Below are 15,784 nucleotides of genomic sequence, written 5' to 3'. Positions count from 1 at the left end.
CCCGCTAGACGCGGGCCGCGCGGGCCTCGGCCAGTAGGCCCTCGGCCTCGGCTCGGGCGGCCGGTAGCTCCCGGTCCGACGGATTGTCGAAGCGAAGTTGCCAGGTCAACCCATCCCGCCCGGGTACGGAGCGGGCCAGCACCCGCACTCCCCCGCCCGTCGCGAGGTCGTGGTGCTGGGTGTACGCGACGCTCCTGGTCACCCGCGTCCGCACCTCGTTCGGCAGATCCCGCGGCTCCGGGAGCCGCAGCCGGCGCACCCGCCCGTCGGCGACGACGCCCGGTTCGATCTCGACGCCGGGCGTCACGACGAGCGCTCCGTCGCGCCAGGCGGCCTTGTGGATCTCGGCCCACCCGAGCCGCTGCCACTCCTCGCCGTCCGAGCCCTTCAGGGCCGGCAGCCACAGCGCCCGGACGCTGGCCACGGCCACCGCCTCGGCGGTGTTGGCCCAGGCCACGACCCGGTCGTCGTCCTCCAGCGGCGGCATCACCGGCGGGACGTCCCGTCGGAACAGCCGGTCGAGCAGCTTCATCCCAACCCCGCACTCAACTGGTCACGCAGGCCCCGGAGGTACTGCTCGAGCGCCACGAGCTCGCCGAACAACCGCATGTGCTCGTCCACCGACTCGACCGGGTTGACCCGCTGCAACCGCGACTTCAACGCGACGACCTGGCGCGTGACCGCCAGCTTCTGCAGCTCGTAGAGCTGCGCGGTGACGTACCGCGGATCGAGCTCGCCGTCGTTGAACAGGCGCTCGACCGCCAGCTCGGTGACCAGCGCCCGCCCGACCAGGTCGTCGCACGCGTCGGTGAGCACCTGGACCCACTCCGGACCCGACGTCCCGGCCGCCGCCCCGCCACACGCGGCGACCGCCCGCCGCACCGCCCGGTAGGCCGGGTGGGTGTACGCGTCCTCGCCGACCGCGTCGAACATCGGGCCGGCCAGCACCGGCTCCTGGACGGCGAGCTTCAGCGCCTCGCGCTCGACCAGTAGCGCCCGATCGGCCGGGTCGGGCCGCCCACCGGCCGGGCTCACCGGCGCGGCCGCGGCCGCCTCGGCCTCCGGCGCTCCGCCCTGCCGGGGCGCGGCGCCCCGGGGCCCGGACGCCGGCCGGGCCGGGCCGCCGCCTCGGCGGCCGGTGGTTCCGGCCGCCTCGTTGACCGCCTTGAGCACCGGCTCCAGGTCCATGCCCAGGTCGCCCGCGAGCTTGCGCGCGTACTCCGGCCGCATCGCCCGGTCTTTGATGCGCGCGACCAGCGGCGCCGCCGCCCGCAGCGCGGCCACCCGGCCCTCGACCGTGTCCAGGTCGTACTTTGCCAGCAGCGTCCGCAAGACGAAGGCGACCAGCGGCTCACGGCGGGCCACCAGGTCTTTGACGGCGGAGTCGCCGTGGGCGAGCCGGAGCTCGCACGGGTCCATGTTCTGCGGGGAGACCGCGATGAACGTCTGGGCGACGAAGCGCTGGTCGTCCTCGAACGCCCGCACCGCGGCCTTCTGCCCGGCCGCGTCACCGTCGAACGTGAAGATCACCTCGCCGCGGAACTCGTCCTGGTCCATCAGCAGACGGCGGAGCACCTGGATGTGGTCGGCCCCGAACGCGGTGCCGCAGGTGGCCACCGCAGTGACGACCCCGGCCAGGTGGCAGGCCATCACGTCGGTGTAGCCCTCGACGACGACCGCACGCTGCTGTTTCGCGATGTCTTTCTTGGCCGCCGCCACCCCGTAGAGCACGTGCGACTTCTTGTAGATCGGCGATTCCGGCGTGTTGAGGTACTTCGGACCGTCGTCGCCGTCGAGCAGCCGCCGGGCGCCGAACCCGATGACCTCGCCGCCGAGATCACGGATCGGCCAGACCAGCCGCCCGCGGAAACGGTCGATCAGCGAGCCCGACCGCGCCTGCTTGGAGATACCGCCGGTGACCAGCTCGTCGTTGGTGAAGCCCCGTCCGCGCAGGTGCTTCGTCAGCACGTCCCAGCCCATCGGGGCGAAACCGCAGTCGAAGCGCGTCGCCGCGTCGGGACCGAAGCCTCGGGCCGCGAGGAACTCGCGCGCCGGAAGCGCATCGCGGGTGGTGAGCTGCTCGGCGTAGAACTCGGCCGCCGCGGTGTGCGCGGCGATCAGCCGCTGCCGCTGACCGGTGTTACGGACCGGGGCCGGACCGGCCTCGGTGTACGTGAGCTGCACCCCGACGCGCCCGGCCAGCCGCTCGACGGCCTCGGCGAACGAGAGCATCTCGGTCTTCATCACGAAGCTGAGGACGTCTCCACCCTCGGCGCACCCGTAGCAGTTGCCAGTGAGGATGTTGTCCTCGAGCACGAATGCATGGCCGTCCTCGACAACCGCGCAGAAGACTTCTTCGACCCGGTCAGTCGGTTCCACGGACTCGACGACCCAGCCACGGCGCGAGTACGCCTTCTGCGCCGAGCGGAATCGATCTCGATGCTCCTGAATCAGGAAGAGGTCTTCGGTCAGATCGTCGTTGACGAGATGTATGCGGTAAAGATCGGTTGGCTCACCTTCGTTGAAGCCCTCCCTCGATTGGGAGGTGATCCCGTAGGTAGCTATGCCGAGCCGCGTGCAGAGCGTCCGGACGAACTCCAGGTCTTCCCGCCGCGCAGCGTGCAGAACTACGCTTCCGTCTGCGGCAACGTGGCCGTCCGCCGCGAGGTAGCCAGCCAGCCAGCCATAGAGGTAGGGGACGGACTCGTCCAGATCAGGCAACCGCTTGAAGAACTTCGGCAGGTGGTGCACCAGAATGGCGTCGTCCCGAGCGCTTGCCTGGCTGGTGAAACTCAGCGGGAACCACTTACGAAGCTGGGCGTCCTTGTCACCGACGAGCAAAGCCATCGAGCCGGTGCCATTGAGCGTTCCGTCGCCGAACGTGATGCCGTGCGCAACGCCGAACGGAGACGGAGTTGTGTTCTGCACGCGCGACCGCGGATAGGTGTACGACAGGCGCTGACCTGGCTTCAAATCGCTCGTGACTATTTCCCGACGCCCCTGCAGCTTCGCCCCCGACCGGACGAACCAGCGGTGCTCGGCAGTCGCAAAAAGTTCCTTACGTCGACCGTTGCGCGTAGCGACGATGCGCCACAACGGCTGCACGCCGAACGAGTAGAACGGTGCGTCCTGCCAGTGCGCGCTCGCAGTCAAGATGCGATGGGTGCCACCAGCCAGATCTCGAATGGGCCTCGGCCCATCCCACGTGAGGACCTCGGTCTCGCCGGCCAGGCAGTAGTAGACGCCCTTGGCCGGGTTGACGTTGAACGACGGGGTCTTCTCGTCGTGGAAGGGGCACAGGCCCTTGAACGTGCCGCCGCCGGCCGGCCGGAGCGTGACCCGTTCGCCGACCACGTCGACGATCTGCGACCGTTCCCGTACCAGCGCGATATCGCTGTCTCGAATCCTCCCCGCCACGGCAGGGAGTGTATTCCGAAACCCCGACGACCCGGCGACGCGGCCGGTGGCAGCCTTCTTGCGACGCGGGGCTATCCAGCCACTCGACCGGACACCGACACCCGGGCATGCTCACCCACATGAGCATCGAGGTGCACGAACTCGTCGTTTTCCCTGGTCCCGACGGCAGCGCCGGCAACCCGCTCGGCGTGATCCTCGACGGCGGAGCGGTGACCGACCGGCAGCGGCTGGCGACCGAGCTGAACTACAGCGAGACCGTGTTCGTGGACGACGCCACGACCGGCGCGATCCAGATCTTCACCCCGGCCACCGAGCTGCCGTTCGCCGGCCATCCGACCGTCGGCACCGCCTGGCTGCTCGCCCGCGAGCACGCGCCGGTCAACGCTCTCCGCCCGCCGGCCGGCACGGTGACCGTCCGCTATGAGCCCCCGCTCACCTGGGTGACGGCCCGCCCGGAATGGACGCCGGCATTCGACTTCCGCCAGTTGAATTCGGTCGCCGAGGTCGACGCGTACGAACAGCCGGAGAGCGGCCACATCTACGTCTGGGCCTGGATCGACGAGGCCGCCGGTGTCGTCCGCTCCCGCTCGTTCCCGGTCGACATGGGCATCGCCGAGGACGAGGCCACCGGCGCCGCGGCGATCGCGCTGGTCGGCCGGCTCGGCCGCCGCCTGGAGATCCACCAGGGCGTCGGCTCGGTCCTGCTCGCGAACCCGACCGGCGACGGTGCGGTCGAGCTCGGCGGCCGCGTCGCGTTCGTCCGCCGGTTCAGCCGGTGAAGGTCCTGCGCGGGCTGGTCGCCCGCGTTCCGGCCGCGGACCCGGCCGAGACCGTGGCCCGCCTGAGCGAACGCTTCCGCTTCGAGACCGACTGCGCGGACGTGGCGAGCGACCTGTCGCACGGGGTCGGCGGGTTCGTCGTGGTGGACGCCCGGTCGCCGGAGAAGTTCGCGGCCGGCCACGTGCCCGGTGCCGTGAACCTCCCCACCCGGACGATCACCGCCGAAAGCACCAAGGACCTGGACCCGCAGACCCTCCACATCACCTACTGCAGTGGCCCGCACTGCAACGGCTCCACCCGGGCCGCCCTGCGCCTGGCCGAACTGGGCTTCCGGGTCAAGGAGATGATCGGCGGCTTCCACCACTGGCGCCTCGACGGCCACCCGGTCGACCAATAGCCGGTGAAGCGCCGCCCAACAAACGACGCCTGACGGGCTTCGGTTGGCCACCACTACCCACGCCGCGCCATAGTGGATACGGGCCGACAATTCGCTGCGTGGAGGGGTGATGGCTTCGCCTCTCGTCGCGGGTGAGCCGCCGATCAACTTCGCGGCGCACCAGATCCGGGCCGGGAACATCGCCGGGGCGCGGGACGACTTCGAGCAGATGCTCGCGGTGCTCATCGGGGCGATCTACCCGGGGGCCAGGGCGATCGCCGCCAACCCCGGCGACTGGGGCATCGACATCCTGCTCGGCGAGCTCTCCGGGCTGGTCGTCATCTGGCAGTCGAAGTACTTCTGGCCGTCCGTGACGCGGTCCGCGCAGGCCCAGATCCGGGACTCGTTCGACTCGGCGCTGGCGTCGGCCGAGCGGAACGGCTACCAGGTCGCCCAGTGGGTGCTCTGCGTTCCGTCGAGCATGGACCCGGCCACGGCCCGGTGGTGGGACCGGTGGCGGGCCCGGCGGCAGCGCGAGACCGGCGTCGTCATCGAGCTGTGGCACGAGGCGACGCTCCGGGAGATGCTGCTGCGCCCGGACGCGGCCCACGTCCGGCGGCACTACTACGACCCGTACTTCGGCGGCCCGGCGCCCCGGTCCACGCCCCGGTCCGCTCCCCGGTCCGCGCTCCGCGACGTCGACGACGGCACCGCGGCGGACCTGGAGCGGGCGCTGTTCGTCCGGCAGCTCCGCGCGGCCGGGCACGAGGAGGTGGGCTCGGCCAAGCGCGAGTTCTTCAACGCCGAGCTGCTCGTCCGGGAGATCCTCGACAAGCGCGTCCCGGCCGAGGTCAGCGCGCTGAGCGAGGCCGACGGCGTCGCCTACGGGATCTGGGAGGCGCGGTTCAACGCGGTCGCGCAGGCGCACCCGGCCGATCCGCTGCTCCCGGGCCTGCACGCGGCCGTGGTCGGCGAGATCCGCGAGTCCGGCGCGTTCCCGGTCGGTCTGCGGGCCGGGCCGGTGCACCACTGCGGGCTGATGCACCGGATCGTCCAGGACGGTCGGGCCGGCTGGGTCCGGCACTGGCGCCGTATCGCCGAGGAATCGCCGGTATGAACCCCGACGACGAGCCGGTCTTCCGCTGCGCCCGGCTGCTGCTGCTCCTCGACCTGGTCCGGGAGCGCACGGCGAACGGCGTCGACGTCGAGCGGCTGGGCATCTACGACTTCTTCGCCGCCCACCCGCTGCTGCTCGTGGCCGAGCCGGCCGACCCCGACCGGACGACGCTCCGGCTGGCCGGATTCGACGACCGCGCGATCGCCTACACCGGCGCGGGCCAGCGCCTGGTGACCACGCAGCAACGCCTGCCCGCCGACCTGACCGCGCTGATCTCGTCGGGACTGGTGGAGATGATCGTCGACGGACGGGTCCGCTATCGGCTCACCGAGCCGGGTCAGCAGGCCGCCGCCCGGCTGACCGCGGCCTACGCCCACTCCTATCGGCTCGCGGCCCGCATCGTTCTCAAGCGCCTACGACGCCTGTCCGCCCGTAAACTGAGGCAGACCGTACGCAGTCGCACCGCTGCCCTGCCCGATCGTCCCTTCCCCTTCTCTCCGTCGAAGGACCCGACATGAGAGATCACGGCATCCGGCTCCGGCGTCTCCGTCTGCACGGCGAGGGCCGCACCTACGACGTCGACTTCCGCGGTCCCGACCTCGCGCCGCGTCCACTGTCGATCATCGCCGGGGCGTTCAGCACCGGTAAGACGACGATCCTCGAGTTCATCGACTACTGCCTGGGCGCGTCCGACCACCCTCGGCACCCGGAGATCATGCCCAAGGTCCGGGCCGCGACGCTCGAGGTCGAGCTGTCCGGCGCTCCGCACCTGATCGAGCGGGCGGTCGGCGAACCGTCCACGTACGCGTACGTCAGCCCGGGGTTGCTCGACGACACCGGCACCGCGACGCCGCAGCGCCGGAGGCTGCGTCCGGCCGGGGCTCCGGACAGCCTGTCCGCGCTGCTGCTGTCGCACTGCAAGCTGGAGGGCGTGCGGCTCCGCGACAACGTGCCCGGGGCCGAGACCGACACCGACCCGCTCAGCTTCCGCGACCTGATGGCGGTCTGCTTCCTGCCGAACGAACGCTTCGACGACCGGAACCTGCTGTTCGAGAACGCCCCGATGAAGAACCTGAAACTGCGCCAGGTCGTCGACGTGCTGTTCGACGTCCACGACGACCGCGCGATCGAGCTCGGCCGTCGCGTCCGCTCGATGGAGACGGAGCTGGGCGCAGCCCGCGAAGCCCACCGGACCGTGGCGTCGGTCATCACCGAGCTCGAGCCGCTGAGCCGGGCCGAGCTCGAAGAGCTCGAGCGGACCGCGAAGGCCGAGCTGTCGGAGTGCGCGATCGCGATCGCCGCGCTGGACGCGCAGGCCCGCGCCGACACGACGTTCGCCGAGGACCTGCGGGAGCGTCACCGCGAGGCCGCGGACGCGGCCCGGCGCGCGGCCGGGCTGCTGCGCGACCGCGAGACCCAGGCCTCCCGGATGATGTCGCTGCGCGCCACCTACGCCGAGGACGTCAGCAAGCTCGTCATGCTGACCGAGGCCGGGAGCCTCTTCCCGCCGCTGCGCGTCGACGTCTGCTCGTTGTGCCTGACCCCGCTCACTCCGGACGAGCCACGCTGCGCGAACTGCGGCGCCGAGCGCACGGCCGGCGCGCAGCCTCCGGACGTCCACCGCGAGCTGCGTTCCGCGCGCGCCCGTCTCACCGAGCTCACCGACTACGTGGACGAGTTGGAGCGCGACATTCCGCGCTTGCGGACGGCGGCCGAGCAGACGCAGCAGGCCGAGTCCCGGGCCGCGGCCGACGTGGACGCGGCGACCGCGCACGCGGTGACCCCGTACCTGGCCCAGCGCGACAGCCTGGCCCGCCGCCGGGAGGAGGCGGCCGGCGCACTGCAGCGGGCGGTGGACGGGCTGCGGCTGGTGCACGGCGTCGAGCAGCGGGCCGCGGTCGCCGACAGCCTCGACGCCCAGCTGGCCGGGTTGCAGGAGGAACTGGACGAGGCCCCGATGACCGACCGGGCCGCGGTGATCGCCCAGGTCAGCGACCGGTTCCGGGACGTGCTCCGGGAGTGGCAGTTCCCCCGGGCCGACGACGCCAGGGTCGCCGACGACCTGACGCCGTACACCCGGGGCGAGCCGTACACGGCGGCCTCGTCCGGCGGGCGGACGCTGATCGCGCTGGCCTGGCAACTGGCGCTGTTCGAGATCGCCTGGGAGGCCCGCTCGTCGCATCCGGGGTTCCTGCTGCTCGACAGCCCGCACGCGGCCGACGACGCCGTCTACCGACACCTCGAGACCTGGCTCGCCGGCCCGGGCGCCGGCGCGCAGCTGGTCGTGGCCGACAACGCTCCGCCGCCGGCGGCCGACTCCGACGTCGTCGTCCGCTTCTCCCGCCGCGCCGACCAGCCGCCGTACGGACTGATCGACGACGACGTGGAGTAGCTAGCTGCCGCAGCCGATGGAGCCGGCGAACCGGGTCGGGTCCTGGCCGGCGACGGTCTTGTCGGCCACGCCCCAGAACACCCTGGGCCAGTCGCCCTGGGACTGCAGGTCGAGCAGCACCTTCCAGTGGTGGCTGCCCTTCAGCGCGTCCAGGGCCCGCTGCTCGGCGTCGGTGTCGCCGGCCTTCTTCGCCCGGATCGACTCGTCGATCCAGGCGCAGCCGATCTTGCCGGTCACCGCGGCGCCGAACTGGTACGGATCGTTGGTGCCGAGCACGTCGAGTGTGGACTTGTCGAAGCCGGGCGGGAGCGGGATGTCCTTGATGATCTCGGCGGCCCGGTCGCCGGCCCGGTCGGGCGTGACGACCTCCGGCGGCAGCGCGGCCAGCCAGGTCCGGACGTCGACCCGCTCGATCTCGGCCAGTACGGTGCCGAAGCTGCTCCGCGTCCAGCTCCCGCCGGTCCGCATGCTGACGAACGTGTCGCCGCGGGGCGCGAGCAGCACCTCGAAGTCGTGGTCGTCGTACCGGAACAGCTCGCCCTGCTGTCCGTCCACGGTGACCGGCTCGGGTTTGCTCACCCCGAGCCGGTCCTGGCGGAACGACCCGTAGTACTGCGCCGGACGCCAGTTCATCTCCAGGTCGCGGTTGCCCTGGGTCCAGCGGATCGAGCCGTCCTGCTCGGCGAAGCCCGTGACGTAGGTGGCCTTCCAGCCCGGTTCGTCGATGAGCAGGCGGGGGTTTCCCTCGGCGGCTTTCAGCGCCAGCGCGGAGTAGGTGACGGGGGCGCCCTGCCGCTCCTGCTGCCGGTGCGGGGCGGTCGGCGGCTCGGAGTGCGTGAGCGCGAGTGCCCCGGCCAGGGCGGCCGCGCACGCGGCGGCCGCGAGCCCGGCCCGGGCGCCGGTGCCCAGGAACCGGCGGCGTTTCGTGGGCGGCTCGGCGAGCGGTTCGAGGGTCGGTATCGACATGATCTCCCCCAGGAGGTCGGATTCGGCCCCGTCCAGGTCTCGGGCTCGATACGGGTCGGCGCTCCGGATCAGCCGATCGAGGTCCTCGTCGGTCATCTGCCCTCCTTCTGGGGCCGTGCGGTCATAACGTCGAGAACATGTCCGGACGGACCGACGTCGTGACCGAGCGCGGTGCGCAACCGGGCGCGAGCCCGGGTCAGACGGGTGCGGACCGCCTCCGGGGTGAGCTTCAGGACGACCGCGGCCTCGCGGGGTTCCAGGCCCTCCCAGATCGTGAGCGTGAGCACCTCGCGGTCGAGGTCGCCGAGGCGGGCCAGGGCCTGCTGGACGGCCAGGCGCTCCGGTACCTCGGTACCGGGGTCCGGGCTGCTCGTGACGCGCAGGCGCTGGCGTAATCGCTCGCCGAGGCGGTCCCGGCGAGCGCCGCCGCGGTGGTGGTTGGCCAGGACGCGCCGGGCGACGCCGTAGAGCCAGAGCCGCACCTCGTCGTCGGGTGGGAGCTCGGCGGCCCGCCGCCAGGCGACGAGGAACGTCTCGGCGACGACGTCGGCGGCGTCCTCGGGCTGCTCGACCCGGCGCGTGGCGTACGCGAGCAGCGGCTCGAAGTTCGCCGCGTAGAGGCGCCGGAAGCGCGTCGCAGGGGTCACGTCTTGCTCCATGTCCGGCCGGAGGCCGATCGTGACACAGCCTGCCGGACGCCGATCGTGACAGGATGCCCGAGTGGAGCGAGTCGTGACGGCGAGCCGGACCATCGCAGCGAGCGCGGAGGCGATCTTCGAGCTGATCGCCGACCCGAGCCGCCAGCCCGAGTGGGACGGCAACGACAACCTGGCCGTGGCCGCCCCCGGCCAGCGGGTGCGGGCGGTCGGCGACGTCTTCGTCATGACGCTCACCCAGGGCGAAGACCGGGAGAACCACGTCGTCGAGTTCGTCGAGGGCCGGCGCATCGCCTGGCGCCCGAGCGAGCCCGGCCGTCCCCAACCCGGGCACCAGTGGGGCTGGATCCTGGAGCCGATCGACGCGTCGCACACCCGGGTGACCCACGTCTACGACTGGACCCAGCTGACCGACCCGAAGCGGCTCCCGAAGGCGGCCGGCTGGACGTCGGAGAACCTCAGCGCGTCGATCGACCGGCTCGCGAAAGCCGTGGAGTGAGGACGTACCCGGTGTAGCCGTAGTCGGCCCCGTGGTCGGCGCGCACCGTGATCTCCTCCCCCACCGGTGCGAGGTCGTCGTCGGACACGCCCTCGCGGCGCAGCTCGTCGATGCGGGCCGCCAGCGGTTCGTAGTAGGCGTCCCAATCGGAGTCGGGCAGGACGTAGACCGCCTGCACGGTCCACCCGGCGCGCGCGAACGCGGCGACGTTCTCGGCCGTGGTACGCATGGCCGGGTAGCCGGCGTCCCAGAAGGCCCGGGCACCGGGCGCCGGATCCGGGCTGAGCCACTCGGCCTCGGTGAGGACGATCCGGCCGCCGGGGGCCAGCAGCGGACGCCAGAGCTCGAGCGCGTGGTCGACGCCGATCAGGTAGGCCGAGCCCTCGGCCCAGAGCAGGTCGACCGAACCGGGCGCGATCGGCAAATCGTCCATCGACGCGTGCCGAGCCTCGACCCGGTCGGCGACACCGGCGGCCCGGGCCCGCTCGGCCAGCCGGGCCAGGAACGGTTCGTGCCGGTCGACCGCGGTGACCCGTCCCCCGGTGAGACGGGCCAGCAGCACGGACGCCGACCCGGTGCCCGCGCCGACGTCGAGCACGGCCGGTTCCGGCGGCAGCGCGCCGGCCAGCGTCAGCAGGAGGCGGGTGGTGGCCTCGGAGCCGGGGGCCTCCCGGGGCAGGCCCTCGTGGGCGCGCCAGAAGACGTCGGTCATCCCCGGCCCGACGCCTCCCGGCGGCCGCGCTCGCCGAGCGGCGCCGGGGTGGGGAACTCGTCGCTGCTCACGCCTCGACCGTAGCCGGGCCGTCGCCCGATTTTTTCAGACGACGGCCCGGCCGCATCAGGGCAGTTCGTAGCAGGCGGTCTTGCGGGACGTCCCGACCGCGCTGAACGTCATCAGCCCGCGCGTCTCGGGGCCGTAGACGCCGTCGTCGTCGGCGCCGATCTGCCGCTGCACGGACTGCAGTGCGGACTTCGTCGCCGGGCCGAACTCGTTGTCCTCGGCGATGCTCTTGCCGTAGCAGTACTTGAGGCTGTGCTGCAGCGCCCCCACCGCGGAGCTCAGCGCCCCCTGCCCCATCTGGCACGTGGTGGAGCCGTTCGCCGCGACCGGTGCCCAGAGCATCCCACCGGCGTTGTCACCGGCGATCGTCTCGCCGCGCTTGGTGCACTGCGGAGCGGCCGAGGCGGGCGACGCGGGCACGATGGCCAGAAACAGGGTGGACAGGGCGACGGCGGAGCCGGCCACGATCACCTGACGTAAGCGCACGTAGATCCTCTCGTCGGAACACCCGGAGTGGGCGGTGCGGCGAGCCTAGGCGACGACCGGCGTCCGTATTGGTCACCGAACCGTCGTGGGACGGCGTCCCAGCAGCTCACGAGATGCGTGTCCCGTTCTGTCCCACGGCGTCCAGAGCCTCGCGGCACCAGGTGACGACGTCCCCGTCGTCCGGATCGGCGGGCCAGCCGTTGACGATCGCGAGCAGGTGCTCGTACCTGGTCCGACGCGGGTCGTCGGCGAGCGCGAGCCGGGAGGCGAGCCGCTCGCGCAGCGCCGGGCCGTCGGGCTCGCCGACCGCCCGCGCGTAGGCCCGCACCACCTCGTCGAGGATCGGCCCGGCCGCGGGCGGGGCCTCCGGCTTCGCGGGCAGCACCGCGCGGACCACCGCGACCGCCTCGGGCCGCGGAATCCCACCCCCGGCCCGGTCGGCCGCGTGCTGCTCGGCCAGCCGACGCATCCGGGCCCGGAAGTCGGGGTCGCCGGCCAATTCGACGAGTTCTGCCCAGGCGGAAGCCTGGGCCGGGCTCGGGTCGTCGGGCCGGGCCGGGGTCAGCGAACGGCGCATCCCGGCGAACGCCGGATCACGGTCCAGGCCGGAGAACACCGAGCCCAGGAACTCGTCGACGAGCCGTTGCCGTTCGTTCTCCGAGAGAGCAGCGAGCCGAGTCACGTCCGAGACCTCCGAGTCCGCGATGGCGGTGAGCACGGCTCGCCGGACGACCAGCGCCCGGATCTGGACGTCGAGCGCGGCCGCGTGGGCGCCGGCGACGTCCCCGACCGTCACCTCCCGAGCCAGCACCCGCCGGATCGTCGCGAGGTCGATGCCCAGGTCGCGCAGGGCCCGCACGAGTTCCAGACGCGCCGCGGCCGCCGAGTCGTAGATCCGGTGACCAGCGGCGTTCCGGCCGGTCGGCGGGACGATTCCCCGGTCGGCGTAGAAGCGGATCGCCTTGACGGTCAGCCCGGTGCGCCGGGACAACTCCCCGATCGAGTAGTGCTCCACACCGCTCATCGTCTGCGCTCCCCTCGGAGGAGCCGCAAGATGATTCCATGGACATCCATCACGGGCGTTTCACCGCGGACATCGACGGCGACTTCGTCGTCTTCCTCATCGGGATGAGATTCAACAAGCCCCTGCAGGTCTCCAAGTGGTGGCCGGTCTTCACCGCCATGCCGGCGATGATGCGGACGATCGCCCAGCACCCGGAGATCGGCTGTCTGGGTACCCGGAACTGGTTCGGCCGCACGACGATCCTGGTCCAGTTCTGGCGCGACTTCGAGTCGCTCGACCGGTTCGCGAAGGACCGCGACCTCCCGCACCTGGAGCCGTGGCGGAAGTTCAATGCGGCGGCGCGGAAGTCCGACGCGGTCGGCGTCTGGCACGAGACGTTCCAGGTGCGTGCGGGTGAGTACGAGGCCGTTTACGCGAACATGCCCGCGGTCGGCCTGGCTCGGGCGGGCCGGCACGTCCCGGTGCGCAGCAAGGCCGACACGGCGGCCGCCCGCATCGGCAAGGCCCCGGCCGACGACCAGTCCACCGTAGACGGCTACTGACGATCGTCGGTGCGCGTGAACCGTGCGTCCACTACGCCCGAATCGCGTAGTAGTCCTCGGTGAGCGTCGGGACGAAACCCAGCGACGTGTACAGCCCGAGCGCGTGGTCGTTGCCGACCGCGACCTCCAGCCCTACGACCGGCGTACCGGCCGACGCGCACACCGACCGCAGGACCTGCCGCCCGATCCCCTGCCCGCGGTACGGCGCCGACACGACGAAGCCGTACACGTCGGTGCGGTCGTCCCGGGAGACCACGTTGAGCGTGCCCACCACCGCACCGGCCCGCTCGACCACCCGGAACGTGTCCAGCCGCGTGTCGAGGTCGGCTAACGGCTGCCCGAACCCCTCGGTCAGCAGCGCCGACACCGCCGGCAGGTCGGCCGGCTCGGCCGGGCGCACGGTCACCCGCGGGTCCGACGGCCCCGGCACCGGGTCGCCGCGCAGCTCCATCACGTGCTCGGAGTGGTCCAGCACCCCACCGCGACGCACCGCGAGTCGACGACCGGCCCCCGACGCCCGCGGCACGATCAGCAGCACCGGCGACGCCGTGCCCAGCACCGCGGACAGCAGCGCGCTCCCGATCCCCCGCCCCCGGTAGGCCGGGTCGACCATCCCGGCGACCTCGACGGTGTCGCCGAACCCGTAGAGCCCGGCGAACCCCACCAGCCGATCGCCGTCCCACCACAGGAAGTCCTCGACCCGGTCTCCGGAGCGGCTGCGCAGCCGCCCCCACTCGAGCTTCAACCGCCCGCCGTCAGCGGCGACGACCCGCTGTTCCAGGGCCGCGATGGCACTCAATACCTGATCGGGAAGCCCCCGAATCGATTCCAGCACCCTCCTACGACATCAGGACCGTCAACGCGATATCCGCCGGTAGCTCCATACCAGCAGACCCCACAGGATGAGCCCGGACAGGATCAGGCTCGCCCCGGTGCCCCACCCGCCGAACGGCAACCTCGAATTCAGCCCCCACACCACACCCGACCCGATCAGGAACGCACCGAACACGATCGAGCCGGCCAGGCGCAGCGGAGACGAGACGCTCGCCTCCGCCGCCTGCATGGCCCGTTCACGCACCGGGTCGACGTACTTCTCCAACGCCGGGAACTCCGACGCCAGCACCAGCAGACCGGCCAGCACCAGCAGCAGGCCGGGGCCGGGCAGGACCAGCAACAAGACGCCGACGGCCAGTAGAACGACCCCGACCAGGCTCACCAGGACGCGCTTCAGCACACCCAAGTGTCCCCTACTGCCCCGGCAGTGCTCCGCAGTTGGACGTCGCCGGGGTTCCGGCCAGCCGGGCGGCGAGCCAGTCGACCGCCGTGCCCTGGTCCGACAGCAGCGGCCCGAAGTGGTTGAGCAGCGGGCTCGGCGTCTTCACGTTGTCGACCGGCACGTACACGACGTCGCCGCCGAGCCCGCACCAGTTCGCGGCCATCGTCCGGGCCTGCGGGTGCGGCACCAGGTTGTCGTTCACCCCGGTCGCCACCCGCACGATCCCGGCCGGCTTCGTCGTCCCGATCCGCTGCCCGTCGATGTAGGCGCGGGCCACCGGCTCCGACCGCAGGACGTCGGCGATCGACTGCCCGGTCGTCGTCCAGGACGAGGTCTTCTTGTTCGCGTAGGCGAAGATCGCGTCCCCGACGCACATCGTCGAGAGGTCCTTCAGCGCGGCCCGCCCGGCGTCGGACAGGTACTTGTCGAGCAGCGGCTTCAGCGACGGGTCGGATTGCACGAACCCGTTCACCGCCCAGCCGATCGCGCCGACCAGCTCGGTCCCGTCGATCGCCGTCGTCGTGTCCAGCAGGTCCGCGGGCGGCGCTCCGGAGTACGTCGCCTTCAGGGGGACGTCCGGCGCGTAGGAGGCCTGGAGCTCGGCCGCCGAGGAGGTCGCGCCGCCACCCTGGCTGTACCCGTACAGACCGACGTCGGAGGTCGTTCCGGTCAGAGCGCGCGCTGCGCGCGCCGCATCCAGCACCGCGTGGCCCTCGTCGACGCGGTCGACGTAGGTGTGCAGGCGATCGGTCGTGCCGAGGCCGACGTAGTCGGTCTGGACGACCGCGATGCCTTTCGCGAGCAGCCGGTAGGCCGCGAGGACCTCGTAGCCGATCGACACCGTCGACTGGGTGACGCCGATCCCGAGGATGAGCCCGCGCTGCAGGGCCAGCGACGTGCTGCAGTGGTCGCCCTGACCCATCGTGCCCGGCGCCAGGACGACCAGCGGCCGCTTTCCCGGTCCCTTCCAGGCCGCGGTCGGCTCGAGGTACGCGCCGGTGACGGCGACCGGCCGCCCGTTGTTGTCGGTGGACTTGTACATGATCCGGGTGGCCCGCCCCGGCAGCGGGCCGTCGAGTCCGGGCAGCGACAGCGCCAGCGGTAACGGCTCGGAGCGGATCAGGGCCCCGTTCTCGGACGGGAGCGAGGACGGCGGCGTGTAGAACGCCGGTACCGAAATGCCTCGATCGGCGTCGGCCGGTGCCCCGACGAAGACCGTCATCACAACCACCAGTGCGGCGAGCAGCCGCGCACGTTTGGACATCACTGGCCTCCGTTGGCGCAGGAAAAGCGTGGTTACCGGAAAGTAACAAGCGGATTTCCCGACGTCCCGGAATTGCACCATCATTCATTGGCATATTGATGCCAAAGCCTTTGTGTAGAGTTGCGCCGCTATTGCGCTGACCGGGAGAAAAATGACTGCAGCACCGCTTTCGTTGCCTGCTCCACCGCCACGGGCCGCCGAGTTCGGT

At 71.8% G+C, this 15,784-nt stretch carries 17 protein-coding genes; 7 read left to right on the top strand and 10 right to left on the bottom strand.

Annotation, left to right across the window (positions count from 1 at the left end; translation table 11 throughout):
- Positions 1 to 4: 4 nt before the first annotated feature.
- Positions 5 to 532 carry a hypothetical protein gene (locus FL583_RS36910; protein WP_142709561.1) on the bottom strand — a complete coding sequence of 176 codons (528 nt, stop codon included), beginning with the start codon at positions 530 to 532 and terminating at the stop codon, positions 5 to 7.
- Positions 529 to 3,417, bottom strand: a complete 2,889-nt coding sequence (dnaG, locus tag FL583_RS36905) for a DNA primase (protein ID WP_142709560.1) — start codon at positions 3,415 to 3,417, stop codon at positions 529 to 531. The genes FL583_RS36910 and dnaG overlap by 4 nt, the downstream gene beginning before the upstream one ends.
- A 119-nt stretch (positions 3,418 to 3,536) precedes the next feature.
- Between dnaG and FL583_RS36900 the strand changes: the two genes are divergently transcribed.
- From FL583_RS36900 to FL583_RS36880, 5 genes are all read left to right on the top strand, one after another.
- A complete protein-coding gene (locus tag FL583_RS36900) occupies positions 3,537 to 4,196 on the top strand; it encodes a PhzF family phenazine biosynthesis protein (protein WP_205752785.1) in 660 nt (219 codons plus the stop codon).
- The gene (locus tag FL583_RS36895) at positions 4,193 to 4,594 is read left to right on the top strand and encodes a rhodanese-like domain-containing protein (RefSeq protein ID WP_142709558.1); all 402 of its coding nucleotides are present in this window, start codon (positions 4,193 to 4,195) and stop codon (positions 4,592 to 4,594) included. Before FL583_RS36900 ends, FL583_RS36895 begins: the two co-directional genes overlap by 4 nt.
- Before the next feature lie 109 nt (positions 4,595 to 4,703).
- Positions 4,704 to 5,690, top strand: a complete 987-nt coding sequence (locus FL583_RS36890; protein ID WP_142709557.1) for a serine/threonine protein kinase — start codon at positions 4,704 to 4,706, stop codon at positions 5,688 to 5,690.
- Positions 5,687 to 6,208 (top strand): hypothetical protein, encoded by a 522-nt coding sequence (locus tag FL583_RS36885; RefSeq protein ID WP_205752784.1) that lies wholly within the window; start codon positions 5,687 to 5,689, stop codon positions 6,206 to 6,208. Before FL583_RS36890 ends, FL583_RS36885 begins: the two co-directional genes overlap by 4 nt.
- On the top strand, positions 6,205 to 8,082 hold the full coding sequence (locus tag FL583_RS36880) for a DNA recombination protein RecN (RefSeq protein ID WP_142709556.1): 1,878 nt from the start codon (positions 6,205 to 6,207) through the stop codon (positions 8,080 to 8,082). Before FL583_RS36885 ends, FL583_RS36880 begins: the two co-directional genes overlap by 4 nt.
- On the opposite strand, the gene FL583_RS36875 is transcribed toward FL583_RS36880, so the two are convergent.
- Entirely contained in the window at positions 8,083 to 9,144 is a 1,062-nt protein-coding gene (locus FL583_RS36875; RefSeq protein WP_142709555.1) for a hypothetical protein, read from the bottom strand.
- A complete protein-coding gene (locus FL583_RS36870) occupies positions 9,141 to 9,695 on the bottom strand; it encodes an RNA polymerase sigma factor (RefSeq protein WP_205752783.1) in 555 nt (184 codons plus the stop codon). The genes FL583_RS36875 and FL583_RS36870 overlap by 4 nt, the downstream gene beginning before the upstream one ends.
- A 73-nt stretch (positions 9,696 to 9,768) precedes the next feature.
- Here FL583_RS36870 and FL583_RS36865 point away from each other — a divergent pair, with 73 nt between their 5' ends.
- Complete coding sequence (locus tag FL583_RS36865) at positions 9,769 to 10,203, top strand: SRPBCC family protein (RefSeq protein WP_142709553.1); 435 nt, start codon at positions 9,769 to 9,771, stop codon at positions 10,201 to 10,203.
- On the opposite strand, the gene FL583_RS36860 is transcribed toward FL583_RS36865, so the two are convergent.
- From FL583_RS36860 to FL583_RS36850, 3 genes are all read right to left on the bottom strand, one after another.
- Positions 10,163 to 10,915, bottom strand: coding sequence for an SAM-dependent methyltransferase (locus FL583_RS36860; RefSeq protein ID WP_142709552.1), 753 nt, complete (start codon positions 10,913 to 10,915; stop codon positions 10,163 to 10,165). The two genes, FL583_RS36865 and FL583_RS36860, sit on opposite strands and share 41 nt — an antisense overlap.
- A gap of 126 nt (positions 10,916 to 11,041) precedes the next feature.
- Positions 11,042 to 11,470, bottom strand: coding sequence for a peptidoglycan-binding domain-containing protein (locus tag FL583_RS36855; protein ID WP_142709551.1), 429 nt, complete (start codon positions 11,468 to 11,470; stop codon positions 11,042 to 11,044).
- Positions 11,471 to 11,576: 106 nt separating this feature from the next.
- Entirely contained in the window at positions 11,577 to 12,494 is a 918-nt protein-coding gene (locus FL583_RS36850; RefSeq protein ID WP_142709550.1) for a MerR family transcriptional regulator, read from the bottom strand.
- A gap of 38 nt (positions 12,495 to 12,532) precedes the next feature.
- Between FL583_RS36850 and FL583_RS36845 the strand changes: the two genes are divergently transcribed.
- On the top strand, positions 12,533 to 13,036 hold the full coding sequence (locus tag FL583_RS36845) for a DUF4188 domain-containing protein (protein ID WP_142709549.1): 504 nt from the start codon (positions 12,533 to 12,535) through the stop codon (positions 13,034 to 13,036).
- Between the two features lie 31 nt (positions 13,037 to 13,067).
- On the opposite strand, the gene FL583_RS36840 is transcribed toward FL583_RS36845, so the two are convergent.
- From FL583_RS36840 to FL583_RS36830, 3 genes are read right to left on the bottom strand one after another with little or no spacing between them, the layout of a single operon-like run.
- Entirely contained in the window at positions 13,068 to 13,871 is an 804-nt protein-coding gene (locus tag FL583_RS36840) for a GNAT family N-acetyltransferase (protein ID WP_142709548.1), read from the bottom strand.
- A 21-nt stretch (positions 13,872 to 13,892) separates the two neighbouring features.
- Positions 13,893 to 14,270 carry a PGPGW domain-containing protein gene (locus tag FL583_RS36835; RefSeq protein WP_240746942.1) on the bottom strand — a complete coding sequence of 126 codons (378 nt, stop codon included), beginning with the start codon at positions 14,268 to 14,270 and terminating at the stop codon, positions 13,893 to 13,895.
- 13 nt (positions 14,271 to 14,283) lie between these two features.
- Positions 14,284 to 15,576, bottom strand: coding sequence for a lipase family protein (locus FL583_RS36830; RefSeq protein ID WP_142709546.1), 1,293 nt, complete (start codon positions 15,574 to 15,576; stop codon positions 14,284 to 14,286).
- Between the last annotated feature and the right edge of the window lie 208 nt (positions 15,577 to 15,784).

Source organism: Cryptosporangium phraense (assembly GCF_006912135.1).
Classification (GTDB): domain Bacteria; phylum Actinomycetota; class Actinomycetes; order Mycobacteriales; family Cryptosporangiaceae; genus Cryptosporangium; species Cryptosporangium phraense.
The sequence above is the reverse complement of the archived record's forward strand: the minus strand, read 5'-3'. Positions and strand labels throughout refer to the sequence as shown.

Bases quoted from the DNA above. Each gene is read 5' to 3' on its own strand.
- FL583_RS36830 (WP_142709546.1), bottom strand. From the start codon at position 15,576: ATGTCCAAACGTGCGCGGCTGCTCGCCGCACTGGTGGTTGTGATGACG.
- FL583_RS36885 (WP_205752784.1), top strand. From the start codon at position 5,687: ATGAACCCCGACGACGAGCCGGTCTTCCGCTGCGCCCGGCTGCTGCTG.
- FL583_RS36880 (WP_142709556.1), top strand. From the start codon at position 6,205: ATGAGAGATCACGGCATCCGGCTCCGGCGTCTCCGTCTGCACGGCGAG.
- FL583_RS36910 (WP_142709561.1), bottom strand. From the start codon at position 532: ATGAAGCTGCTCGACCGGCTGTTCCGACGGGACGTCCCGCCGGTGATG.
- FL583_RS36845 (WP_142709549.1), top strand. From the start codon at position 12,533: ATGGACATCCATCACGGGCGTTTCACCGCGGACATCGACGGCGACTTC.
- FL583_RS36875 (WP_142709555.1), bottom strand. From the start codon at position 9,144: ATGACCGACGAGGACCTCGATCGGCTGATCCGGAGCGCCGACCCGTAT.
- FL583_RS36890 (WP_142709557.1), top strand. From the start codon at position 4,704: ATGGCTTCGCCTCTCGTCGCGGGTGAGCCGCCGATCAACTTCGCGGCG.
- FL583_RS36850 (WP_142709550.1), bottom strand. From the start codon at position 12,494: ATGAGCGGTGTGGAGCACTACTCGATCGGGGAGTTGTCCCGGCGCACC.
- FL583_RS36860 (WP_142709552.1), bottom strand. From the start codon at position 10,915: ATGACCGACGTCTTCTGGCGCGCCCACGAGGGCCTGCCCCGGGAGGCC.
- FL583_RS36900 (WP_205752785.1), top strand. From the start codon at position 3,537: ATGAGCATCGAGGTGCACGAACTCGTCGTTTTCCCTGGTCCCGACGGC.